Raw genomic sequence first — 24,288 nt, 5'->3', positions numbered from 1 at the left:
GATAGCCGGAGGGACGAGTTCCACCTCGTCCGCATCTGCTTCACGGTCGAACACGGATCATTCTGAACCCACGCGGGTCTCACATTCGAGCCTTCGTAACCTCCTACCCTGCCCCTTGAAAATGAGCGCTTCGTTCCGCCTGCTTTTTTGCCTCTGTTTTATTCCCGTCATCGCATCCGCCGACGGCCGCGAGCTCTTTGAGCGCGGCTTCACCGCCTATCAAACCAATGGCCCGGATGCGCTCGTCAACGTGTGGTTACTCGATCAATCGAAAGAGGCGCAAACCAAGGCTGCGCGGGATCTTCGATCATCTTCCGAGGGTTTGGGTGAGATCATCGGGTTCGAGGTGCTCACGAGTATTCGCATCAGTCGACGAGTGGAACGTTGGTTTGGCGTGGTCTATCGCCGCCGTGGACCGGTGTGGGTGTCTGCCGATCACTACATCGGTCGGGAGGAAGCAGGGTTTGTGGCATTCAAGAGTTCCCGGCAGGTCGAAGACATCCTGCCGCGGGAAATGTTGGTTCCTCCGATCGAGTAACCCGCGACAGGAAGACGGCGACGCTGGACGGTAACCAAGTCCGGGCGATTTCAGCATTTTGCCCGGCGCAGTTGTGGGTAGAATTGCGACATGTTTACCCCACCCCGGCGCCGCGCTTGGCGCGCGCTTTGCGTTTCCTGTTTTCTCGTCGTCGGTGTCGGCGTGTCGCGCGGCTCCGACGAACCAAAAGCGTTGTTCGATGGCAAATCCCTGTCCGGTTGGACGATTGAAAACGGCGGTCGCTTCTCGGTTCGCGAGGGCCTGCTTCATTTGGATCGCGGCACGGGGTGGCTGCGTTCCGACAAGACGTATGCCGACTTCACCCTCATTCTGGAGGTGCGATTCAACGAAGCACGCGCCAACGGGGGAATCTTCGTGCGCACCGGTGCCACCAGTCACGACGACGAGAATGGTTGGCCCAACAATGGTTACCAGGTCCAGTGCATGGACGCCACCGATGTGGAGCACCCGCTGGGCACCTTGATTCACTACGGCGCGAGCGACTTTGAACAAGTTTACGATGCCGCCAAAATCGAAGCGCTCAAGGAACCCGCCGGGAAATGGAATCGTCTCGAAATCACCTGCCGAGGCGAACACCTCGCCGTAAAACTCAATGGCACGTTGATCACTTTGGCGCAAGGCATCGCGAAACGCTCAGGTCATGTAGGACTGCAAGGAGAACTCGGCCCCTTGGACTTTCGCACGATCGAGTTGATCGAACACTGAGCTCGATGCACTCGTTCGCGTCAGGGATGGCTCTCGTGGGCCACGGCGATGACATTGCTCCAGCGTTCAAATGGCGCGTGCGGTTTGATCACGATTTCGGCGCGCGGCTTGATTGCACTGAGCGTTTCCCACGTCGCAGCCGGATCGTTGATAATCGCCTCCGTCATCCACGCCACTTCGTCGCCGGTCAGGGCGTTGGCACGGTCGATCGGTCGATTCGGCACGCGGTCCCAAAACGGCGTATCCACCGTTCCGGGACAAACGGCGTGCACGTGAATGCGTCGCCCACCCGCCGCGGCGTCGACTTCCATTTGTGAAGTCAAATGGAGGGCGAATTTCGCTTGGGCGCCTTTGGCCGTTCCATAGCCGACTTCGCGATTCCAGGTGCCGCCACTGGCCAGAGAGGCTATTTGGATGATGTGGCCGGCGCCGGACTGCCCCGCTCGCAGTTTGGGCAACGCGAGTTTGGCGGTTAAAAACGCGCCGACAGTGGCGACATTCAGTGTTTCTCGAAACTCCTGCTCGTCGAGTTCGTCGATCGTGAGGCAGTGGCCTTGGCCGGCACTGTGGACGAGTAAATCGAGCGAGGGACCAGCGGCAGCCACCATTCGAGCCACGTCGGCGGACATTGTCACATCGCCCACCACCACGGTCACCGTGCCGCCCGCGGCTCGAATGTTCGCGGCGACTTCTTCGAGTTTCTCCGGACGACGACCCGCGATGATCACGGTCCAACCCGCGTGTGCGAGGCGGAGAGCGAGGGCTGCACCGATACCCGTGCCGGCTCCGGTAATGAGGACAGTTCGATGGGAGGGAGACGGGCTGGGGGTATCGTTCATGATTGGGTAAATCACCAACGTCGCAGGTCTGCTTCACCGATCAACGTCGGCCGATGTTTACGATCACCCGACGGGAGCGAGGGATGATCAACGCTCCCCTAAATCGTAGACCTCGGCCAAAACCACACCGCTCGAATTTTCCGTATTCGTGACGACAACCGTGTAGGACCCCGGGTGCAACGTGATCAAAACGGCCGCGTCCAAGCTGCGTGCCGGCAACGGGAAGGCTCCCGCGGTGGTTGAAGCGGCGACGAGAGGTGCCCCACCGGCGTGGTCCTGCCAATCATCATTGGCGGCAACGATTTCGCCGGTGGCGGTATTGACGACCCGCAAGGTCGGGTCGGACAACGCGTCGGCCACGCCGAACGGCACCAACGCGGGGCCAATGCCACGCACAAGAACCCGATGCGGCACGTTGCCATCGATGACGAATCCAGCCGTCAGGGCGCCATTGCTGCCCCCCGTGCGAACGCGGGCGGAAAGATTGACCAAACGATTTCCGGTGAGATCGCGGTTCGCATCATAAATTTCGGCAATGGCGACACCACTGCCGCCGCTGGTGTCACTCACTTGGACCGAAACCGGTGTATTGGCCGGAAGACTACCCGTGAAAACAGCATCGGAGCTCCCGGCGTCCAGGTCGAAGGCCCCCAGCGCCCGCATGGTTTCGGCGGAGGCGGAGGCCCAGTCGTCGTTGCGCGCCAGCTCGGTGCCGTCTGGTTGGAAGGCGGCCAACTGCGCGTTAGCCAACGTGCCGCTGACGTTGTAGGGCGGTTGTTGGATTTTGGCCGCGACCGCGCGAATGAGGAGATTGGCTTCGGTCCCGCCGTTGGTAACGAAGCCCGCGGTCAATACGTCGCCTCCAGTGCCGGAGTGCGCGAGAACCGAAAGGTTTTTCAATTTACCCGGAGCCAGGGCCTCCACTTTGACCGCGGCGGACTGGGATTCGGTGGAAAGTCCGGTCGGAGATGTGGCCACGAGCGTGTAGTCACCGGCATCGGTGGCCGTGACGGCAGTGAGTGTCAGCGTGGCCGCGGTGGCGTCCGGCAGATCCGAGCCGTCCTTGCGCCACTGATAAGTCATCACGCCACGGCCGACAATGTCGGCCCCCAACGTCGCCGCGCCGCCCGGTGCGATCGTGGTTGCCGGTGGCTGCGTGGCGAACAGTGGTCGGGCGATGGCGATGCGCTCCGCGTATTTGCGCGCCATGCGGGTCGTGCCGACCGCGATTTCAGGTAACGTGCCCGCCCCGTCGTGGCCACTGGAGGACCAAGCCATGACGCCTTGATAGTCGTTGTCCCAGCCCGTTTGGTATTCTTCGACGACTGTTTTGATGGCGCCTCCGGAAAGCGTCGCGAGGCCGGGGCATTCTCCGATAATGACCGGTCGGTCCGGGGCCGCGCCGAGGAAATACGTCGGGGTGTCGCCTTCGTCGAATGGACTGGCGCCCTGACTTTGCATCCAGCCGTAATAGTGAATCTGGTAAAAATCGAGTCGGGCGTCGGGATCGTCGAACTGTGCCTGCAGCGAGGCGTCGCTGTAGAGCTGGCCGTTGAAATTGCCTCGGGCGCTGCTCATCCACTGCCACCCCGCCGTGCCGGTGGTTACCGGTTTGGTGGTGTGCTTGTTAATGGCGGCCGCCACCCGGGCGTGAAACATCACGATACGATCCCGGGTCGTGCCGCGCTGCTCCGTGTCGCCGGCATACATCCACTCGGGCTCATTGCAGATTTCCCACGCGAAGAGGTAAGGGTGATCCGGATACGCCTGCACGAGTGGAATCACCACATTGTCGATGTAGGAATCGATCTTGGCATCATCCCCCAGCAAGGCGCGCCAGTTCTGCCACGTGCTTTCCCATGTTTTTTCCCGCGCGTGATCGAACGAGGTGAGCACCGGCATGATGTAGACACCGTATTTTTGACCGATATCGAGGAGCTTGCCGACGTCTTCGATGAACCCGGCGACCGTCCCGGTCACGTTGCCCTGGGCGTCGTAGCGGAGGACATGGGTGCCGTCGCAATCGATCCAGATGCGGGCGGAATTGATCCCGGCCGCAGCGTAACTGGCGATTTCCTCATCCCATCCGCGGGTGGAGCGATCATTGGGATTGGTTTGGAACTCGCGGAACCGTCCGCCACCGAAGTCGTTCCAATCGATCCAGGCGGCATTGATGCCGTTGAGCCAGACCGGTTCACCGTAGGCCATGAACTGGGTGCCTTCGATGGTGATTTCCTGCGCGGACAGGCGGAACGCGGGGACGAGGGTGCCAAGGACCGCAAACGCAGATAGCAGCGGGCGAGATAATAAGGGGCGCAACATGGGGTGAAGGAACTTACTCCCGATGCCGGGGGTGTTGAAAGAGATTCTGACGCTTGGGTTTTGTGATTTATTGTCCGCCGGATTCCCGGCAATCTGCGGCTGCGATGCCTGTCTCCGACCCCGAACCGGTTTTTTTCGAGACTCCGGCCGAGTTTACCGCGTGGTTCGCTCGTCATCACGATCGTTGCACGGAAGTTTGGGTGGGGCTGCACCGCAAGGACTCCGGACTGCCCTCGATCACCTATGGCGAAGCGGTCGAAGAAGCGTTGTGCTGGGGCTGGATCGACGGCCTGAAGCGCCGTTATGACGAGACGAGTTACGTGCAGCGCTTCACGCCGCGTCAGGCGCGTTCCATGTGGAGCCAGAAAAACATCGCGACCATCGCGGCGCTGGAGCGAGCCGGGCGCATGCAGCCGGCCGGTCGCGCCGCCCTCGCCCGTCGCGACCCCACGCTCACCGGAGCGTATTCATTTGAACAGGACAAGCCGCCGGAACTCGTCGCGTCCCGGCAACGGGCCTTTGCAGCCAAGTCCGGGGCGTGGCGATTTTTCAACGCCCAGCCTCCGGGCTATCGGAGAACGGCGCTACACTGGGTCGAGAGCGCCAAACAGGAGGCGACGCGGGAGCGCCGGTTCGGACAATTGCTCGCGTGTTCCGAACGGCGGGAGCGTCTGCCTCAGTTATCAGGAAACGGCACTAAACCGCGGCCGTGATGCCTTCGCCGCGACGCAATGACCAGAGTTGCTTGGATTGCTGAATGGTCTCGGCCAGCACGGCCGGCGTGAGCGCCTGCTTGGGATCGTCACCGATGCCCTTGGCGGGGTCGATGTGACTTTCGATGCAGAGGCCGTCCGCGCCATAGGCGACCGCCGCCAGCGAACAAGCCGGCACATAGGCGGCCTTGCCAACGGAGTGCGACGGATCGACGACCACGGGAGCCCAGCTCTTTTCCTTGAGCAACGGCGTGATGCTTTCGTCGGGATGGTTGCGGTAGCCATCGAGTCCCGGTTTGGTGCCGCGCGGACACAGGAGAATGTTGGGGTTGCCGAAACTCACGATGTATTCGGCGGCGGCGATGAATTCATCGATCGGCCCCATGTGGATGCTGCGCTTGAGCAGCACCACGGTATCGCGTTCGGCGATGGCTTTGCCGATGGCGCGCAGCAGCGAATAGTTGAGCGCGTTGCGGGCGCCGATCTGGAGCATGTGCACGCCGGCATCGAGCGCCATCTTGAGGTGCTCCTCATCCATTACCTCGGCATCGACCGGCAGGCCAGTGCGCTGGGATGCCTCCATGAGGATGTCGAGCGACTTCACGTCACCCTGAAACGAATACGGATTGGTGCGGGGTTTCCAGACCCCGCCGCGCACCACGTGAGCACCGGCTTCCTTCACCGCGGCGGCCGTTTCGTAGAAGTAGTTCGGGTTCTTCGGGTCGATGGTGCAATGACCGGCGATGACGAACAATTCTTTCCCAAGGGTCACCCCGCCGAGTTTGATCTCGTGCGTCGCCAGATCCGACCGACGGTCCATCAATTTGAAGCCCGACTGAATGCGATCGACGCGATCGACGTAGGACAGACCCTCGATGCGGTTGATCATCAACTCATCGCGCTCGTCGCCAAGGATGGCATAAATGGTCCGCACGGCGCCGATGATGGGCTGCAGGTTGCACCCGAATTCGGAGACGATGGCGGTGAGTTCGGCGACTTGAGGATCAGTCAGGCGGTGGGACTTGGGGAGAATCATGATGCGGAAGTTTTAAACGAAAAAAGCCGCCCTAGGGCGGCTGTCGGCGGATGAAGTTTTTTAAAAGGAAAACGTCGTCGCGCAGCCGCTCAGTCGGAGGGGCAATAGCCAAACCAAAAGAAGGCGTAAAACGAGGCGAACGACATGGCTTCATGCGTGGCGGACACTTTCTGGCCTGTCAATGGCGGGCTTCGGGCAACCGAAGGCCGACCAGCCGACCGTCTTAGAGTTTCCAGTCGGGCACCGTGATCGTGGTGCAGTGGATGAAGCCCATGTCGGTGATCATGCCATCGCAATTGATCCAGCGAATCTCGGCATCCGGCCAGGCTTGGTGGTAAGTGGTGGCGACCTGCGATTCCCAAGCGGTCAGTCGGGCGGTTTCAGCGGTAGTGCGACCAGAGAAACGGGGGACCAAAAACGCTTGGCGACCAGCGGTGCTGTGCAGAAAGAGACTGTTGATGTAACTGCGGTAGCGGGTGACCGACTCCGAGTGCATGTCGAAATACTTGTCCATCGGCAGTTGCCCGTAGTGACGAAGCACGGCGTTGAAACCATCGACCGAACTGAGGTTCACCCTCCCCACTTCGCCGCGGATTCTGTGCAACGTGGACTCTTCCAACTGCCGTAATTCCGCCTGCCGCAGGTGTTGCAGATTGTCGGCGGTGGTCAGTCCCCAATTGACGGCCATGGCCTGGAGGAACTCGGAGGCTCCTTCGGCCAGGATCTCTTCCTCCGACATGAACATGATCGGCGGCATGGGCATTTTGAGAATGCGCAATGAGGGAAAGTGTTTACGCAAGTAGGCTTCATTCTCGGCCAGAATGGTGCGCACGCTTTGCGTCAATTGACGGCGGTAGCGGTTGAGATTCTCGTCGTCGTCCGACTGGTAGTCCGCGACCACCACGGTGTTGGCGTCGAGGAATTTGATCACCATGTCGAGGTGGTTGACGGTGGAGCCGGGCAACGCGTGCAGGACATGCAATTGTTTGGCTCCGAAGTAGCGGCGAAAGAGCTCGGTGAGAGCCGACTTGTTGCCGCCGTTGCGCACGAGCGTCTGCGCGGAAATAAATACATTGCCCTTTCCGTCGTGGATGAAGTCCCCGCCGTCCATCCACAAGGGCGGGCGCACGACGTCGACTTCGGTATCGAAGCGTTGCTGCAAATAAACGGCCACGTCACCGGGCATGGCGTCCCCCTGCAGCGACATGAATTTTCGCAATGAATCCGACTTGGACTCGACTCGTTCTTCGAGATCGAGCGTCAGGTTGCGATAAACGTGGTCGAGCATCACGAGCCCTTGATTCGGCTTGATTCCAAACACCGGACCGTAGTCGCGGGTCCACCGACTCAGATTCCGGGAGTCGACAAAGTCCGTGCGGGCCAGCACCGCTTCCGCTTGCGGCAGCTCGTTGAGCAGCGACAAAAAATACGCCATCGCGCGGGTGTGGTCGTGTTCACAGAAAACATACACATCCACCAGATCGTGCGCCGCGACGAGCAGATCGCGCTGGTAATGAGCGATGCTTTGGTCGGCCATGAGTTCGGGTAGCGCCATGCCCAGCACAAGCGCACGTTGCGGTTCCCATTCAGTCGCCAACCGAGCCAGCGGCACCGGCGGGGTATAATGAAATGCCTGGTTTTCATCGGTCGGTGCCCGCTCAAAGAGCTCACCGAGGTCGGTGGTGGATGGAGGCAAAGCGTGGGTTCTCGCTCCGCTCCACCGCACCAGCCCCAGCACTCCCGCGAGCGTGATCAGCACGGTCGATACAATCCAACCGAAACGAGACATAAAAGGGGTGTGCATGAGGCGCGAAAACGCGGTTAGTCCCGAGTTCTTTTTCAAATGTTCAATGAAAGAACCACGTTCTTCATTTTCATCAAACGGGTCGGCGAGAAATGCCGGAAATAAAGCGTCCTCTGTCTAACCCCGCTGGAGCGCTTGCGCGAAGGATTCCGGCAGGGGCGCCTCGGCTTGAAACCGGTGCCGACGCCCGCGCCATTCGTAGTCGAAACGGGTGCGAAACGAATGCAAAAAGAGCCGCTTATCCCCGCTGCGTTTGGCGAAGTCGCGATTGAGCCGGAAGTCGCCGTAAGTGGCGTCGCCGACAATGGGAAGATGGCGTAACGCCGCCTGCACGCGGAGTTGGTGACTGCGGCCGGTGCGCGGTTCGAGTTGGATCAGGCTGAGTGGCGGCGTGGCCTGCCGGGCGGAATCGACCCACTGCATGATCGACTCGGCCGGGATGTTCCCCTGCCCGCCCGTGCGGATGCGACCGCCTTGTTTTTGCACGGCGAGGCGGTCGTGCCAAACCTCTCGACGCGTCACCGGGCGTCCGAAGACCAGCGCCGCATACGTTTTCTGAATACGTTTCGTTTTGAACAACGCCCGAATGTGTCGGGCCAGGGCTTCGTCGGTGGCCAAGAGAACGACACCGGAGGTGCCCGAATCGAGACGGTTGAGCAGCCAGGCACGGCGCTCGGTGCCATCCGCGCTCGTCCAGCCATAGCATTCCCCGGTCAATGTGTAGGGTGTGTTCAATAATGACCGCGGCTCTTCGCCGGACTTGTTTGGGTGCGAGAGCACCCCGGCGGGTTTGGCCAAGGCGTAGAGACCCGACGCGTCCGCCGTCACGATCTCGACGCCTTTGCCCAACGGCGCGTCCAACTCCGGCACTGCATCGGAGCGATTCATTTACTGGTAAAAGAAGGTCAGCTTGATCGGGGTGCTGTCGCCGAGGATGACCACCATTTCGTCGGTCCATTCACCAAAACCATCCTGCAGCCGCGATGGGGCCGCTACGGCCTCGACTGCCACGCCGTCCCACAGGGGACCGGCGTTGCCATCGACATTGTCGATCTTAATGGAGCCATCCTTGTTGAGGGTAAACGCCACCACCACGCGGCTGCCGTCGAGCGGAAACCCGAGGCGTCGCTCGATCTTGGCTTTGATGTCGTAGCGCCAGCCCTGCCCGATCACGCCGAGCATGCGTTGGAAGTAGACGCCAAACTCGGTGCGCAAGGCGTTGTGCGCGACGACGCCGATGTTTTCCGTGCCGGCGGCGCGATTGGCGAACACGGCAGGCTGGATCTGAGATTGGGCGAGGTTGGGCCGTTGCGCCGGACGATTCGGGTCGGGGCGGTAGTAGAGACCGCGACCTTCCGGGGTGGCCTGGTCGGGATCGGTCACGCCCTCGACGCGCTCCGTCACATCGGACTGGGGGTTTTCGGGGAGTTCGACGATATTGGTGCCGATGGTGTCCTCGTTTTCGCCCAACATTTCTTCGGTGCCGCCCAGGGGGTCCTGAGCCAGGGCGGGAAGTTCCTCGGTCTCGGTGGACTCGCTTTCGGTCACTTCCGGCGTCGGGGGGGCGGCGGCCGTGGGCGGTAGCGGTTCGGCACCGTCACCGGAGACGATCGCAGTCGATTCGACGTCATCCAGTCCGACGGTGGACGGCATGTCACCGAGCTCGGCGGCGGGCTCTTCCTGAGCGAGCTGTTGATTGCGGTCGGCAAAGTTCTCGGTCTCGTCGGGCGGGTTGTCCGGAGCATCGGGATTGGCCTCGACGAAGTTCACGGGTGGCATCTCGTCCGGCATGATATTGATGTCGAACATCCGATTTTCCTCGGTCTCGGGTCGCATGCCAACGGTCGGGCCTTCCATGAAGTGATCGGCAAATTTGGGTCCCAACCACAGCAGGAGGAGGTGCACGATGATCGTGCCGATAATGCCGGCGCGCATCGCCGAGTTGCGACGCGGGCCACGCACCCACCCGATACCTTCGCTGCCGGAGGAACGGCGGCGGCGGGGCGGGCGTGAAGGTGGAGGAAGAACGGATGACATGACGGCGGAAACCGGAGTAACTCAGCGCAAGAGACCCAATTCGGTCAAAATTTGTTTCGTTCGTTCCAAAGGTAATCCGACGATGTTGGAAAATGAGCCGCTTTGGCGGGCTACGATCAGTTCGCCGTGCTCCTGGATCGCGTAACCGCCCGCTTTGTCGAGGGTGTGGACCTGGCTGAGATAGGTTTCGATGGTAGCATCCGACAGCGAATTGAACGTCACGTCACTCGCCACGCCCTCGTCGATGGCCCGATGGGTGGCGGTGTGCCGCAGGGCCAGCCCCGTGAAAACGGTGTGCGTGCGTCCGCTGAGTCGTCGCAACATGGCCCGGGCTTCCACCCTATCGGCCGGTTTATTCAGCGCGTGGCCGTCGATAAACACGGTGGTGTCGGCCCCCAGCACCCAGCGATCGGGGTGTCGGGCTGCGACCCAATCGGCTTTGAGCGCGGCGTTGTGCGCCACCATTTCGCGAGGGTCGGTGGTCGGATCCTCGTGTTCGACGACGTCGGCGGTGATCACGTCGAACGTCACGCCCAACGAAGCGAGCAGCTCCCGGCGTCGAGGGGACGCCGAGGCGAGAATCAAGGTCCGGGTGGAAGCGGCCGAATCGCTCACGGCGCTTGCTCGCGGAGGATCGCTCGCACGTCACCGGTAACACGGGCCAATTCAACCCGGCTCAAATTATACTGAAGCGTGGCGCCGAGCAGATTGTCGCTGGCCACGGCGAGGCGGTTTTGCGCTTCGATCATTTCACGATTGTCGGCGGCTCCCTGTTCAAAGCGGATTTGGGCGAGCTCGAGTTCATCCTCGGCCAGGGCCAGACTGGTTTGCGCGACCTGGATCTGGGCGCGACGCGACGCCGTATCCTGCAGGGCGAGCTGCACCTCGGCACTGATGCCGCGGGTCAGATCCTCGTGCCGCAGTTGGTTGGCGCGACGCCGGGACAGCGCCAGGCGCGTGAGCGAGCCGGTGCGCAAACCGTCGAATACGGGGACGCTGAGGGACACTCCGGCCGACCACACGGCGGCGTCCTCGCCATCAAAGGCGGTGGCGCTGGCTCGCCCGTAGTTGCCATTCAATGACAAGGACGGCAGGCGATTGAATTTTGCGGCGCGCACTTCGAGATCGGATTGTTCCAAGCGTTGGGCCGAGCTCTGGTAGTCGGCCCGATGCGCGAACGCCTGGTCTTCGGGCGACACCAGCACGGTGGATTCACTCGTGGAGATCGTCACGGCAAACGGAGCCAGCGAGACCGGGGTGTCGACCGGCAGGGCCAGTAGTCGAATGAATTGGAGTTCAGTGGCCCGGACCTCGGTCTCCTGTTGGAGGCGAGCCTGTTGGGCAATGGCGAGTTGGGCTTGGGCGCGGGTGACATCGATTTGAGTGGCGACACCGGCATCACGTTGGCGCACGGCCAAGTCGAGGAGCGCGTCGGCCCGAGTGATGTCAGCATTGATCAAGTCGAGACGCGCGAGGTTGCGTCGATGTTGCAAAAAAACCGTCGCGACGGCGGCTCGCACTGTTTCGCGAGTGCTTTCAGCATTTTGGCGCGCCACCAGTATTCCGATTTTTGCGGCTTGGTGGGTGGCGATGGTTTGAGGATCAAGGAGGTCCAGACGGCCGTTCAGGCCCACATCGAAGCGATTATTGATGCCGTTGCGGGAGACGGTGCTGCCAAACGACGCGGACTGAGAGCGGCGTTGGGAGGCATCGAGCGTGAGGTTGGGAAGCAATCCGGCTCGGGCCTGAGTGGCCGTCTCCATGGTTTGAAGCACGGTTTCCCGGCTGAGCAGCACGCTCAGGTTGGTATCGTCCACGGCCTCAAGTGCATCAGCGAGGTCGTAGGAGGCAGCGGTGGTCGTCAACGCTCCCAGTGTGACCAGCGCCAAACCGGCTCCCAGCCGAAGGAAAGTTGATAAGCGGGGCAACGAACGAAGGAGCGATTCAGCCATGGTAGCACGCAAGCAAACCGTCACCGGAGTCGGGCGCAAGACACGGCGTTTATATCTCGTGGTGTCGGTTGAACACGGATCGAGGCTTGTGGATTGTCAGTTTCCCGGGGTTGGGTCACGTTGCTCCGTTTTAACACTCATGCGCGTCGGACTAGCTCAAATCAATACCACGGTCGGAGACCTCGCGGGCAACCGCGACCGGATCATTGCGGCCTACCGAAACCTCGTTGCGGCGGGAGCCGAACTGGTGGTTTTCCCCGAAATGGTCAGTTGCGGCTACCCGCCTCGCGACCTGCTGCTGAAGCGGCGATTTGGCGACGATGCGGAGGGCACGCTCATGGAGATTGCCGCGATCACGGGTGACGTGCCGGCACTGGTCGGCACGATTGAGCGTAATCCGGCCAAGGAAGGACGTCCGTTTTTCAATGCCGCGGCGCTGTGTCAGCACGGCGCGATTCAAGGATTTGCCCGGAAATGTCTGCTGCCAACTTACGATGTCTTCGATGAAGACCGTTATTTCGAGCCCGCCAAACAGCCGACGGTTTTCAAGATCAATGGACGACGCGTTGGCGTGACCATTTGCGAAGACATCTGGATGCACGCCGATGTCACGCCTCGGCCGCTGTATCATCACGATCCCGTCGCCCAGTTGGCGGAGGCCGGCGTGGATCTGATGGTGAACCTCTCGGCAAGTCCGTGGCATCACGGCAAGAACCGCATGCGCCAGCAGCTCGTGATCGATGCGGCCAAGACCCTCGGCTGCCCCGTCGTTTACGTGAACGCGGTCGGCGGTAACGATGAACTCGTCTTCGATGGTCGTTCCGTCATCGCGAAACCCGACGGCACGCTGCACACCGGCCTGGCGGCCTTTCGCGAGGATCAAGCCGTCATCGATCTGGCCACGACGGCGGAGCCAGTCCTCGCCCCGAGTTTTGCGCAGGAAGACATGGCCGACGTGCACGATGCGTTGGTGCTGGGATTGCGCGACTACGCGTTCAAGTCGGGCTTTAAGAAAGCGCTCGTAGCGCTCAGCGGCGGCATCGATTCGGCCGTCGTGGCCGTGCTCGCGGCGGAGGCCTTCGGCGCGGAAAACGTGATCGGCGTTTCGCTTCCCTCGTCCATCTCATCGCAACACTCTCGTGACGACGCCAAGGACCTGGCGGCGAATATCGGGATTCCTTTCGAGACGATGGAAATCGCCCTAGCTGTCGCGGCCTGCGAAACGGCCTTGCAGCCCTTGTTCGAGGGGCGGCCGGTTGATGTGACCGAAGAGAACATCCAAGCCCGGATCCGTGGTGTATTGATGATGGCGCTGTCCAACAAGTTTGGCGCGCTGCTACTCACCACCGGCAACAAGAGCGAAATCGCGGTCGGTTATTGCACCCTTTACGGCGACATGTGCGGCGGTCTCGCGGTCATTTCGGATGTATTCAAAACCCAAGTATTCGCGCTCTCCCGCTGGATGAACCGCGAGCGCGAAATCGTGCCGTGGAATACGATCAACAAACCGCCGAGCGCGGAACTGCGGCCCGACCAAAAAGACGAGGACAGCCTGCCGCCCTACGACGAACTCGACGCCATCCTGCGCGGTTACGTCGAGGAAGGCCTCTCGCGACGCGATCTGGTTCACCAAGGATTCGAGACCTCGGTCGTCAATGACATGGTGCGCAAGGTCGACCTCAACGAATACAAACGCAAACAAGCGGCTCCCGGCATCAAGATTACTCCCCTCGCCTTCGGCGTCGGCCGCCGCATCCCCATCGTCCAAAAATACGTGAGCTGAAGGCCCTCACCGGGAATACGCCCGCCGCCGAATGGTGGTGATTCAAGGCAAGACGGCGGATCGGCAATGTGTCGGGACTAGAGGGCCAACCCGCGGTAACAGATCTGCGGTATCGTCGTGGGTCGGGCTTTATGCCCGACACCCTGGCCGCCCCGGCAACGCCCCGCCGTCCAACACCGATGATGGGCCCCATTTCACTCCGGCGATTCCGGTTTCCCACCATCTGGTTGCCCTTCAACCAGCAGCCCCAACTCACGCAACAGTTCGACCACATCGTTCTCCGGTTCGGCCCCAGCCTTCTCGATTGCAGAAAAATAGTCGCGCGCAATTCCGATGAACAAATTCCCGTGGGCCTGGGGCAGCCGGCGAAATGCCGGCGCCAAACAAAACAGGGCCTCCTTATGGCAGTGCGCGGCTTCCGCGAAGTGCTCAAGTTCGAATTGCCGGTCACCCAGCACCGCCAACGACATCGCCAAATTCGGCAGGTAGGCGTCCCGGTTGCGCTCCACCAACTGACGTCTCAATCCGACCGCCTCTTCGGCGGCAACCAGCGCCTCCTCTCGACGCCCCACTCCACTTAAATACGCGGCCCAATTATTCACCGACATCGCCAAATTCGGCAGGTAGGCGTCCCGGTTGCGCTCCACCAACTGGCGATACAATCCGACCGCCTCTTCGGCGGCAACCAGCGCCTCCTCTCGACGCCCCACTTCACTTAATTGATTCGCCCAATTATTCACCGACATCGCCAAATTCGGCAGGTAGGAGTCCCGGTTGCGCTCCACCAACTGACGATACAATCCGACCGCCTCTTCGGCGGCAACCAGCGCCTCCTCTCGACGCCCCACTCCACTTAATCGATTCGCCCAATTGTTCACCGAACTCGCCAAGTCCGGCAGGTAGGCGTCCCGGTTGCGCTCCACCAACTGACGTCTCAATCCAACCGCCTCTTCGGCGGCAACCAGCGCCTCCTCTCGACGCCCCACTCCACTTAATCGATTCGCCCAATTAGACGCGGCATGCGCCCAATCGGACAGGTCTGGAGATTCCGATTTTTCGGCTAAATTCCGCGCGCGCTCATAGTTCAGCTTGGCTAGTTTCAGCGCTCGGTCGGCCAACTCCAGCGACTGGTCGGGCATGGCACCCAACAGTCCCAACAACGCACTGCGATCGCGGGATACCGCCGCGTCCGCGATCAACATGTCGGTGGCATACAGCAGAGGCCTTTCCGCCTCACTGGTTCCGTAGTCCTGACCAAAATTCTGCCATGCATGAATGATGTTCTTGGGTAAACCGACGGGGTCGCGTTGCGCTCCCCGGCGCACCACACTTTCCCAGGCGTGCCACGGGGTCGCACTTTTTTCGGAAACCGCGAGCTGCTGGAGCACGAACGCCTCGCCCACAAAATCGGGCAGGATGGGGCCCACCACGCGCGACGTTTCCGACATGGTTTGACCGGGCAATATCTCCTGAAGCTGCTGGGCCAAGTCCCCCCAGCCCGACGGCCAGGGTAAGCCCAGCGCGGCAAGCTCTTCCTGCACGAGTCGATTCAGTTCGGCGGTGGTTTTGACCTCCTCCAGTGTCGCGCAGGCCGCCAGATGGCACAGCAGGCGCTCCGCACTTCGTTGCTCGGTTGAGCTTGAAAGGGACGCATAACGGCGGAGGCGGGCCCGCTCACGTTTCGCGGCCAGATGAGCGAGTTCCGTGCGGGTGTGAGCCATCGCCGCGGTCAATCCTTCGTCGAGTGCGGTGCGGGCCGCGAGGATGAGCAGGAGGGGCTCGGCAAAATCCGTTTTGGCCAGAGCATGGTCCAAGCTGGCATCATCTCCTTCGGTCGGCAGAGGGGGCGACGGCTTGCCATGAAATTGAGCCACGCGGGTAAGCGCTGAAGCCAGGAGGTCCCGACGCAGGCGTCCCGGGGGCAACGGCTGCACCTTCACAGCAGACGGCGGATCAAAAAGCTCACCCACGCTCGAAGCCGCGTAACTGCTCACTTCGTCGGTGCGGAGCATCGTGTCGAACCAGGCTCCCTCCACGCGTTCCAGCAGTAGCACGCGCAAGGGTGGTCCGGACTCCGGCGCGTTGTCGCGCAGGCGTTGCAGCAGCGCGGTGATCGGATCGGCCAAGGCCTGCGCGTAGTCGATGACCAGCAAGGCGGGGCGATCCCAGTGCAGTTTTGCCGGATCGCGTTGCAGGGTTGTGGCAAGATGGTCGCGCGTCATCCAACCGGCGGTCCAATGAGCCCACTGGTCTCCCAGTTCCGCCAGGAACTCAAACGCTAGCCGCGTCTTGCCGGAGCCCGCGCGACCGATCATCAAGCGGACTGAGAGCGCGTCGGGGGCCCGCAACCAGTCCCGCAGGTCGGCGAGGTCGGCGTCTCGGCCGACCAACGGCAGGGCGCGATATTGCGGCAACATGAAATACCGATCATCCTGCGGGTGCTTCCTTTTGTCACCCAGGCGCAGAGTGTCGATGGTTTGGCTCGATAGTCCGCCTAGAAGGTAATCGAATTTACTCTCGAGGCGCAGCACGCCGTGCAAAATTTCTGCCGTGAGAGCGCGTTGTTGCTCGTCCCCGTGGGCGCGGGCCGAATTGAGAGTGGCGAGGGTCGCCATCACCTCGCCGATATCGAGGGCCAGTTGAGATTGCTGGCGGAGCAGTTGGCCCAACTGGTCATCGATCGCGGCAAATGATCCCCGTAAATCGGAGAACTCGTCGTCGAGTGATTGGCGCAAATCCGCCAGTTCCTGGGCCACATGAATGCGGGACACCTCGGGACGATGTTTCAGGTATTCCGCAAAAAAGGAGGCGTGCAGGTCGACGAACCGTAGGACCGGCGCTTCCGGTGACATCTGCCATCCGTCGTGCAACAGCGTCTGGAACTCGGGCGGTTGTCCGTCGCTGCCCACCTCCCGGTCGACCCACTCGCTCACCCCGGATGTCAGACGGTCGGAGAGACTGCTGCGCCCTTGACCCAACACGCTGCGAATCTCCGCATCGTTGAGCTGTAGCTTATCGTGACAGTCGAGAAACGACTGCGTAGAAATGGCTGCCTGCAAGCGCATGACCCAAGCGCGACGGGGATCACCGGCAATGGCGTCATCCGAAAATAGCTGACGCAGTTTCCCCGCGCCCAACGCTTCCCCCAAAGATTTCAGCCAAGGTTTTTCCGACTGAACTCGCCCCGCCAATTCCCAAGTGAGGGCCAAGGCCGCGCCGCGAAAGGCATCTCGGCTGGCCTGCTGCAGGTCATGATTGCGGGGAAGTTGAGTTTGAGGGTCGAGATCGAACAACTCCGACCGGGTTAACAGCGATTTTAGTTTTTCATGCGCCGCGCTCGGTAGCATTCCCGCGACAACATCACCGATACCTCCTCCGAATTGCGCAAAGATTCCGGTCAAGCCGCCATCAGTAGCGGTCTCGGTCCCAGATCCCTCACCTTTCGAGCCTTTCGCCACGGCAATCAACGCCTTCAGCAGAAGTGTAGCCGCTAGGGTCATCGTGCCGGGGTCCACCATGATATAAGTTCAATTCGGGTAGAGGCTATTGCGCCAGACGAAATCGCCTGTCGACCGAATGTATTTACGTCCATCTGTTCTACGCAGTGAAGCTGACCAAATAAAATTCGTGTCACTTCGTGTTCATTCGTGGTTAAAAAACGACATCCATGATTTCGTCCGACCTCTTTGAGCGCGCCAAAAAACTGATTCCCGGTGGCGTGAATTCTCCTGTCCGTGCCTTCCGTTCCGTGGGCGGCGCGCCGTTTTTTGTGAAGGCCGCCCATGGCGCCACGCTGACCACGGCCGATGATCGCGAGCTGATCGATTTCGTGTGCACGTGGGGCCCTGCCATCCACGGCCACAACCATCCGGTGATTCGTGATGCAATCGCGGCGGCGCTGAACAACGGCACGTCGTTTGGCACGCCCAATCCCTACGAGGTGGAGATGGCCGAGCTCATCACGACTTACGTGCCTTCGATTGAAAAAGTGCGCATGTGCAACAGCGGCACTGAAGCCACGATGTCGGCGATCCGGTTGGCGCGTGGCTTCACGGGTCGCGACAAGATCATCAAGTTCGCCGGTTGCTACCACGGCCATTCCGATTCGCTGCTGATCAAAGCCGGCTCGGGCGCGCTCACTCACGGACACCCGGACAGCGCGGGCGTGCCGGCATCGTTTGCACAGGAAACGATCGTGCTGCCGTTCAATGATCGCGACGCGCTCACGGCAGCGTTCTCGGCCAATCCTGATGCGATCGCGGGCGTCATTCTTGAGCCTTACCCCGCCAACGTCGGGTTGATTCGGCCAGATGAAGGCTATCTCCGCTTCTTGCGCGAACTGACGGCGCAGCATGGCACCGTGCTCATTTTTGATGAGGTTATGACCGGGTTTCGTTTGGCCAAAGGCGGCGTGCAGGAGATCGAAGCCATCACACCGGACCTCACGACGTTGGGCAAAATCATTGGCGGCGGACTGCCCGTCGGCGCGTTCGGCGGCCGGGCCGATATCATGGATCGCCTCGCGCCCGAAGGTCCGGTCTACCAAGCGGGCACGCTCAGCGGTAATCCGCTCGCCATGGCCGCTGGTATCGCGGCGCTGAAGTTGTTGGCCGATGACGAAGCTTACGCCCGTTTGGCTCGACTCGGAGCCCAAGTGCAATCCGCCGTGGCGGGTGCTCTCGCCGCCAAAGGCATCGCCGCGCAGGTGCCGCAAACCGGCTCGATGTGGTGCACGTATTTCACGGACCAACCGGTGCGCGACCTCACTACGGCGCAGACGACGGATGCGGAACTGTTCGCCCGTTATTTTCGCGGATGTCTGGATCAAGGCGTCTACTTGCCTCCAAGTGCCTATGAGGCATGCTTCATCAGCACGGCCCATGAAGGCGCTGTGATCGATAAAGCCTGTGAAATCATGACTGATGTGATCAAAACCCTATGAGTTGCTTCCCCCGGCATGGCCGCCTGGTCATTTGGCTAATGGTGTGCGTCGGAACGATCGTCTCTTCATCGATGGTCGCGCAACCGCAACACGCAGAGGTGCTGCCGCTGAGTGAACTCGCGGCCGGAATGGAAGGCGAAGTGTGGACGGTTTTTCAAGGCACGCAGCCCGAGCCCTTCACGGTTAAAGTCACCGGGGTGATTGCCAACGCGCTCGGCCCCGGGAAATCGATGATTCTCTGCGAGCTGACCGATCCGCGCGTGCAAAACATGGGCGCGGTCGCCGGCATGAGTGGCAGCCCGCTCTACATCGATGGCCGATTCGCCGGTGCGTTGTCCTATCAGGTGCAACGTTTCGAAACGGTGCGTTTCGCGGGATTCACGCCGGCCGACGACCTGTTGGAAGTGCGACGCATTGCCATGGATTTAAGCACCCCGCTGCCGGGATCAGGCGACGGCACCATTCCCGCCCAAGGACCTCCCGCCAAACCGATGACATCAAGCCGAGACGGACTTGGGGATCGCCGGGATGGTGCACTGGCCCCTCTTTCGCCGGTTTTCGCTTTCGGGGGACTTTCCCCGCAAGTTACGGCGCTCGTGAGCGGTCCGCTGGCCGAGCTTGGAATTCATACGACCACGTTGGGTGGTGCCACCAGCGGCGGCAGCATGGATATGAGCACGAGCGCAACCCTCGCTCCCGGGCAAGCGGTCGGCGCGGCGCTGGCGGTGGGAGACATCACGCTGGCGGGCACGGGCACCGTCTCGCAAGTCGACGGGAATCGCATCCTCGCCTTTGGGCATCCCTTGCTGGGTTTGGGCACCGTGGAAGTGCCGATGACTACGGCCGAGATCGTGGCCATTCTGCCGTCCAATCTGAGCTCGTTTAAAATATCAAATACCGGGCCGGTCATCGGCACGGTGCGCCAGGATCGGCTCTCCGCGATTTATGGCGAATTGGGGGCAGCACCGCCGATGGTTCCCGTCACGGTAATCAGTCCGCAACGCACGTTGAATTTTGCGACCGTGCGTCATCCGCGCCTGACTCCGGCCATCACGGCAGCCGGTCTCAGCCAGGCCGTGCTCGGCTCCAATGACGCGGGTCTGTCCGAAGGCTTCGCCATCACCACGCAGGTCAATTTTCCCGGCGGGCGAAAGCTGACGACCGAACGCCTGTTCGCCGGTCCGGAGGGATTTAAACAAAGTCTGGCCGCCCTGACCCAAAGCCTGACGACGTGGATGCAGAACCCGGTCGAGGAAGTTTTTCCGGATCATGTCACTTTCCGCGTCGAGCCCTTGCCCACCAACCCCACGGCCAGTTTGGACAATGTGCAGTTTTCCCATCGTCAGGTGGCGATCGGAAAAACGCTGAAAGTCACCCTCTCACTACGGGACTTCCAATCCCAACCATGGCAGGAAATCGTGAAGATTCCGATGGCGAGTGATTGGCGCGGACGCGAGTTGGAGATACTCATCAGCAGTGGACCCGCATTGGACAATCTGAGTGGCGGGCAGACGGTTTACCCCGTGAGTCAGATCCGCGACTTCGACGCTTACCTCGATGTGTTGCGCGCGCAGCGCCGCCCCGACGGCCTCTATGTGGCCGTCGTGACGAAATCCTCAATCTTCCTAGACCAAACAGAGTCGACGCTCGAACTGCCCGGTTCGCTCGCACGTGTCGCTCGCAGTGCTGATTCCGCTCGGTTCAACCAACGCGCCGCTCGCGAAATATTGTGGGAAACCCACATCCTGCCCCATCGCTTGGTTCCCGGCCTGGTTCGGCAACCTCTGCGCGTGACCGACTAAGCGCAAGTTTCGCGCAGCCCCGTCCCCCCTTTTCATGTTCGTTCCTGTTTTCATGCGTATCCGAATTTTCGTTACTTTGTTGCTGGCCTTATTGGCCGGTGGCGCGGCGGCCGAACCGCTGTCCAAGTCGCAAGCCATCAATTTTTATCGCGATGTTTCGTCCCGCGATCTGGAAGGACTCGCGACGCGATCGGACGGGCGTTTGATTGCGGGGCCCGTCTTGCGATCACTCGCCGGAGAAATCGGCGCGGAACTGCTGTGGCAAATCGAACCTTTCACGCCGGACTCCTGGCTGGTCGGCACCGGACCCGATGGTCGAATCCTGCGTCTCACGGTGGATGTCGAGCAGGAGTCCCTGACAGCGGAGACGTGGGCTACGCTCGATGCCGGTCAGGTGTTCGTGGTGCGTCGCCTGCCGGACGGAGGAGTGGTGGCGGGCACGTCTCCCCATGGCGCGTTGTTTCGTCTCAACGACCGCGGTGAAGTTACGGCCCAAGCGAACCTGCCCGTCGACTCGATATTGGATATTCGCATGGAGCCCGCTGGGTCCCATCTGCTGGTGGGCACCGGTAATCCCGGACGCGTGTTTCGCGTGAATTTGGCGCAATTCCATGCCGTCGAGGAAGCCGGGACTGACGCCAAACTCGCCGATCTCGGGGTGGTCGAATTCGGTCAGATCCGTGATCGCAATGTGCGCCGGTTGGCCGTCATGCCCGATGGTGACGTGCTCGCCGGATCGGCCCCGAGCGGCAATCTCTACCGATTCCCCGCCGCGGGAGGATCTCCCGTTATTTTGTTCGACAATGAAAGCGCGGAAGTGACCGACATTCACGTTACCGACGAAGGTGATGTCTATGCCTCCGTGGTCATGACCAAAACGTCCGCCGACAACCGCGTCATCAATGCCGCGACGGTTACGCCGGAGCCGGAAAAGGAGGACAAGGAAGCTCCCCAATCCGCGCCCACCATCATGGAGCCGGCGGCGTTTGATGAGTTTTCGGGACGCACGAATCTCGTTTACCTGCGCAAGGGAGATGGTCTGCCGGAGACGGTGGTCTCCCGTGGCAATATCGCGATTTATCGGATCTTGGATCGCGGTGATATGTTACTCCTGCCCGGCGGGGACGACGGTGAATTCGTGGGGTATGATCGCAGTGCCCGGCGCTCGCTGACGTTCCCCGGTTCCGATGCGGCGCAGGTTCTCGATATTGTGGGAATGGATTCGACCGACCGCTATCTGTTGCTCACGAACAATCCGGCCGGTGTCACGGTGATGGATTTTGCCGCCACGGGACCGCGATCCGTTAAAACCAAGCGACTCGATCTACGCTCCGTTGGACGGATCGGCGCGCTGCGTTTTGACCGCACAAGGAATCTGACCGACGAGGAACTGGAGGTTTCACTGCGTGCCAATCGTGGGCGCGACGCCGTGGAGGGTTGGACGCCGTGGCAAAAGACCACCGCAGTCGACGGCGGCTGGAAAAGCGATGCACTGACCGGGCAATACGTGGAGCTGAAAATAGAACTCCCGGAAGACATTTCGCCCGCCTTGGAGTTGGACCGCGCCACGCTTTATCACCTGCCGCAAAACCGTCGCCCGATTTTACAGACCTTCCGCGTGATTTCGCCCAACTTCGGGCTCGTGCCCCGCGGGGACACCAATGCACCAACTTCGTTTACGTTGGGACATGCCACCGGTGCTACTTCCACGCCCTCACCCAATGAGCAAAGCCAATTGCTGGCCAGTCCGTTGGTGCCGGAACCGGGTGCACAAATCGTTACGTGGAGCCTCCGAGATCCCGATGGCGACGATTTTACGGCTTCGTTCTCGGTGCGATCCGAAGACTCCGACGAGTGGATCGACTTCGCCATCGATACGACGGAATCGTGGGTGCAGTTCGATCGACGCACGTTGGCCGAGGGCATCTACTTCACGCGTTTAGTCGTCAAGGAAACAGCGCCGCGTCCCCGGGCCGATCGCTTCGAAGTTTCGTTTGAGACGGATGATCTGCTGATCGATTTAACCTCGCCTGAAATTGAAGCCGTCAATGTCTCACGCGACGAGGATCTACTGACCATCAACGTCACAGGGGCGGATCGATTGTCGCTGCTTTCGGGTTTACTCCTGAAATTTAACAATGGATTTGAAGCGGAGACAGCGCAGCCATCCGACGGCATTTTGGACGGTAAAACGGAAACCTTTGCGATTTCCATCGCAGCGGGAAACCTCATCGGCGCGACCGCCGTGGAAGTGCAACTTGAGGATGCTGCAGGTAATCGCGTCAGCCAGCGCGTGTCCTTACCCGGAAACGGGCGCTAAACCCGAGCTGCGCGACCGAAAAAATTGCCGACCGTGACGCATGATTCGGCGGCTGGAAATACGGATTCGCAACCAATCCCGCGCCCAGCCCCGGTTGTAGGGGTGGTAGCGATATTCCGCGATGGCGGCGTGCATCTCCTGCAGGGATCGGCAGCCCGCAATATCAGCGACCGTATCGAAATCGGAGGCAAAGAATTGCCGGTTGAAAAGCTTGATTAGCGGTGCAATCGGCCGGGCATGGGGATGCAGGCATCGAGCAAAGAAATGCGAGGCGAATCGGTCGGTGGTGATACCGTGCAATTCGCAATAACGATGACCAAACGTGTCGGACGATAAACCTTGTTTCATATAAGATACCTGATCTCCCAGATCGGGTTATCTTAGCTTGGTCAATGCCAGTTACGATTCACGCGTCGGAATCGTAGCAATTGTGCCACATCTTTGGTCGGAGTGCTGTAAACGAAAGGGCGTGCTTACCAAACAACTTGGTGTGAACGATTTCAATTCGACTCCCAACTCATCCCGGGGGAAGCGTCCCGTCATAAGAGCGCATGTTGCTCTCCGCAGCCGACACTGGGCCAGACTCCAAGGCGATGGCTCTGCGACCACCGACTTCCCGACCGCGAGTGATGACTAGGGAACCCGCGGGGGATTCAATAATCCGATTTCCACGGCGTAACGGGAAAGTTGCGCGACGCGATGAAGGCCGGTTTTCCGCATCAAGTTGCTGCGATGGTTGACGACGGTGTGCATGCTCAAGCCGAGGCGGGCGGCGATTTCTTTCGAGCTCAATCCTTCGGCCAACATCGATAGAACCGAACGTTCCCGCGGACTTAAATCCACCTGTTTGGTGTCGTTGCGTTTTTCACGCACCAAATGCCGCAGGTATTCGGCGGCGGAGCTGGAATAATATGGCGTGCCTTCGATCGTGCTGCGAAGGGCCTGTCTCAGCTCACTGAGGGGAGACCCCTTATCCACAATCCCCAAAACGCCCCCGGAGAGCGCTGCTCGGACGGCGTTGAGGGTTAAATTCCCGGAGTAAATCATGTAGCGCGTATTGGGACTGGCCCGGCGCAGATCGTCGATCAGGCGCAGCCCGGTGGCTCCATTTTCAAGCACCAGGTCGAGTATCACCAAATCGGGCTTTTGCTCCAACCCGACTCGAATCGCTTCGTCGACGGTGGTCGCTTGGCCCACGACGGTGAAGCCGCCGAGACTATCAAGGAATTGAATAACCATTTCCACGACTGACAGGTGGTCATCGACCACCATCACTCGCTTGGTGAGAACGTGTTGAGGAGAAAGTTGAGCATTTGCGCCCATATCTAAGCTATTAGGCATCGACTTGGTTCATTACTACTAAATCTGATCGCGAAGTTATAAAATAGGGACTAATGCCCATGCAAAAAGGTAGCAATAGCGCTGTTTGGTGCAAGGTAATTGCCTCAGCCCGGTTGCACCTAGTTTCGATGAT

Annotated in this window: 18 protein-coding genes; 7 read left to right on the top strand and 11 right to left on the bottom strand. The window is 60.7% G+C overall.

Annotated elements, in window-relative coordinates; genetic code table 11:
- The first annotated feature begins 121 nt into the window (after window positions 1-121).
- The gene (locus PXH66_RS08060; protein ID WP_330928964.1) at window positions 122-538 is read left to right on the top strand and encodes a hypothetical protein; all 417 of its coding nucleotides are present in this window, start codon (window positions 122-124) and stop codon (window positions 536-538) included.
- Between the two features lie 90 nt (window positions 539-628).
- A complete protein-coding gene (locus tag PXH66_RS08055; RefSeq protein WP_330928963.1) occupies window positions 629-1,264 on the top strand; it encodes a 3-keto-disaccharide hydrolase in 636 nt (211 codons plus the stop codon).
- Window positions 1,265-1,284: 20 nt separating this feature from the next.
- Here PXH66_RS08055 and PXH66_RS08050 read toward each other — a convergent pair whose 3' ends face one another.
- Together PXH66_RS08050 and PXH66_RS08045 are read right to left on the bottom strand one after the other, a co-directional pair.
- Window positions 1,285-2,103 carry an SDR family oxidoreductase gene (locus PXH66_RS08050; RefSeq protein WP_330928962.1) on the bottom strand — a complete coding sequence of 273 codons (819 nt, stop codon included), beginning with the start codon at window positions 2,101-2,103 and terminating at the stop codon, window positions 1,285-1,287.
- An 87-nt stretch (window positions 2,104-2,190) separates the two neighbouring features.
- Window positions 2,191-4,425 carry a hypothetical protein gene (locus tag PXH66_RS08045; protein WP_330928961.1) on the bottom strand — a complete coding sequence of 745 codons (2,235 nt, stop codon included), beginning with the start codon at window positions 4,423-4,425 and terminating at the stop codon, window positions 2,191-2,193.
- 104 nt (window positions 4,426-4,529) lie between these two features.
- On the opposite strand from PXH66_RS08045, the gene PXH66_RS08040 reads away from it, so the two are divergent.
- The gene (locus tag PXH66_RS08040) at window positions 4,530-5,138 is read left to right on the top strand and encodes a YdeI/OmpD-associated family protein (protein ID WP_330928960.1); all 609 of its coding nucleotides are present in this window, start codon (window positions 4,530-4,532) and stop codon (window positions 5,136-5,138) included.
- Here the strand turns inward: PXH66_RS08040 and PXH66_RS08035 are convergent.
- From PXH66_RS08035 to PXH66_RS08010, 6 genes are all read right to left on the bottom strand, one after another.
- On the bottom strand, window positions 5,122-6,174 hold the full coding sequence (locus PXH66_RS08035; RefSeq protein WP_330928959.1) for a 3-deoxy-D-arabino-heptulosonate 7-phosphate synthase: 1,053 nt from the start codon (window positions 6,172-6,174) through the stop codon (window positions 5,122-5,124). The genes PXH66_RS08040 and PXH66_RS08035 overlap by 17 nt on opposite strands.
- 223 nt (window positions 6,175-6,397) lie before the next feature.
- A complete protein-coding gene (locus PXH66_RS08030; RefSeq protein WP_330932311.1) occupies window positions 6,398-7,978 on the bottom strand; it encodes an agmatine deiminase family protein in 1,581 nt (526 codons plus the stop codon).
- A gap of 117 nt (window positions 7,979-8,095) precedes the next feature.
- Window positions 8,096-8,866: an RluA family pseudouridine synthase gene (locus tag PXH66_RS08025; RefSeq protein WP_330928957.1), complete on the bottom strand. Its 771-nt coding sequence runs from the start codon at window positions 8,864-8,866 to the stop codon at window positions 8,096-8,098.
- Window positions 8,867-10,015, bottom strand: a complete 1,149-nt coding sequence (locus PXH66_RS08020) for a hypothetical protein (RefSeq protein WP_330928956.1) — start codon at window positions 10,013-10,015, stop codon at window positions 8,867-8,869.
- 21 nt (window positions 10,016-10,036) lie between these two features.
- Window positions 10,037-10,630 (bottom strand): Maf family protein, encoded by a 594-nt coding sequence (locus PXH66_RS08015; RefSeq protein WP_330928955.1) that lies wholly within the window; start codon window positions 10,628-10,630, stop codon window positions 10,037-10,039.
- Window positions 10,627-11,967, bottom strand: coding sequence for a TolC family protein (locus tag PXH66_RS08010; RefSeq protein WP_330928954.1), 1,341 nt, complete (start codon window positions 11,965-11,967; stop codon window positions 10,627-10,629). The genes PXH66_RS08015 and PXH66_RS08010 overlap by 4 nt, the downstream gene beginning before the upstream one ends.
- 139 nt (window positions 11,968-12,106) lie before the next feature.
- On the opposite strand from PXH66_RS08010, the gene PXH66_RS08005 reads away from it, so the two are divergent.
- Window positions 12,107-13,750, top strand: a complete 1,644-nt coding sequence (locus tag PXH66_RS08005) for an NAD+ synthase (protein WP_330928953.1) — start codon at window positions 12,107-12,109, stop codon at window positions 13,748-13,750.
- Window positions 13,751-13,944: 194 nt separating this feature from the next.
- On the opposite strand, the gene PXH66_RS08000 is transcribed toward PXH66_RS08005, so the two are convergent.
- Window positions 13,945-17,097 (bottom strand): ATP-binding protein, encoded by a 3,153-nt coding sequence (locus PXH66_RS08000; protein WP_330932310.1) that lies wholly within the window; start codon window positions 17,095-17,097, stop codon window positions 13,945-13,947.
- Window positions 17,098-17,417: 320 nt separating this feature from the next.
- Between PXH66_RS08000 and hemL the strand changes: the two genes are divergently transcribed.
- From hemL to PXH66_RS07985, 3 genes are all read left to right on the top strand, one after another.
- Complete coding sequence (hemL, locus tag PXH66_RS07995; protein WP_330928951.1) at window positions 17,418-18,692, top strand: glutamate-1-semialdehyde 2,1-aminomutase; 1,275 nt, start codon at window positions 17,418-17,420, stop codon at window positions 18,690-18,692.
- A gap of 71 nt (window positions 18,693-18,763) precedes the next feature.
- The gene (locus PXH66_RS07990) at window positions 18,764-20,494 is read left to right on the top strand and encodes a SpoIVB peptidase S55 domain-containing protein (protein WP_330928950.1); all 1,731 of its coding nucleotides are present in this window, start codon (window positions 18,764-18,766) and stop codon (window positions 20,492-20,494) included.
- A gap of 34 nt (window positions 20,495-20,528) precedes the next feature.
- Window positions 20,529-22,814: a hypothetical protein gene (locus PXH66_RS07985; protein ID WP_330932309.1), complete on the top strand. Its 2,286-nt coding sequence runs from the start codon at window positions 20,529-20,531 to the stop codon at window positions 22,812-22,814.
- Here the strand turns inward: PXH66_RS07985 and PXH66_RS07980 are convergent.
- Together PXH66_RS07980 and PXH66_RS07975 are read right to left on the bottom strand one after the other, a co-directional pair.
- Window positions 22,794-23,162 carry a hypothetical protein gene (locus PXH66_RS07980; protein WP_330932308.1) on the bottom strand — a complete coding sequence of 123 codons (369 nt, stop codon included), beginning with the start codon at window positions 23,160-23,162 and terminating at the stop codon, window positions 22,794-22,796. The genes PXH66_RS07985 and PXH66_RS07980 overlap by 21 nt on opposite strands.
- 285 nt (window positions 23,163-23,447) lie before the next feature.
- Complete coding sequence (locus PXH66_RS07975) at window positions 23,448-24,155, bottom strand: LuxR C-terminal-related transcriptional regulator (protein ID WP_330928948.1); 708 nt, start codon at window positions 24,153-24,155, stop codon at window positions 23,448-23,450.
- Between the last annotated feature and the right edge of the window lie 133 nt (window positions 24,156-24,288).

It is taken from the genome of Synoicihabitans lomoniglobus, from assembly GCF_029023725.1.
Taxonomy (GTDB): Bacteria; Verrucomicrobiota; Verrucomicrobiia; order Opitutales; family Opitutaceae; genus Actomonas; species Actomonas lomonigloba.
The sequence above is the reverse complement of the archived record's forward strand: the minus strand, read 5'-3'. Positions and strand labels throughout refer to the sequence as shown.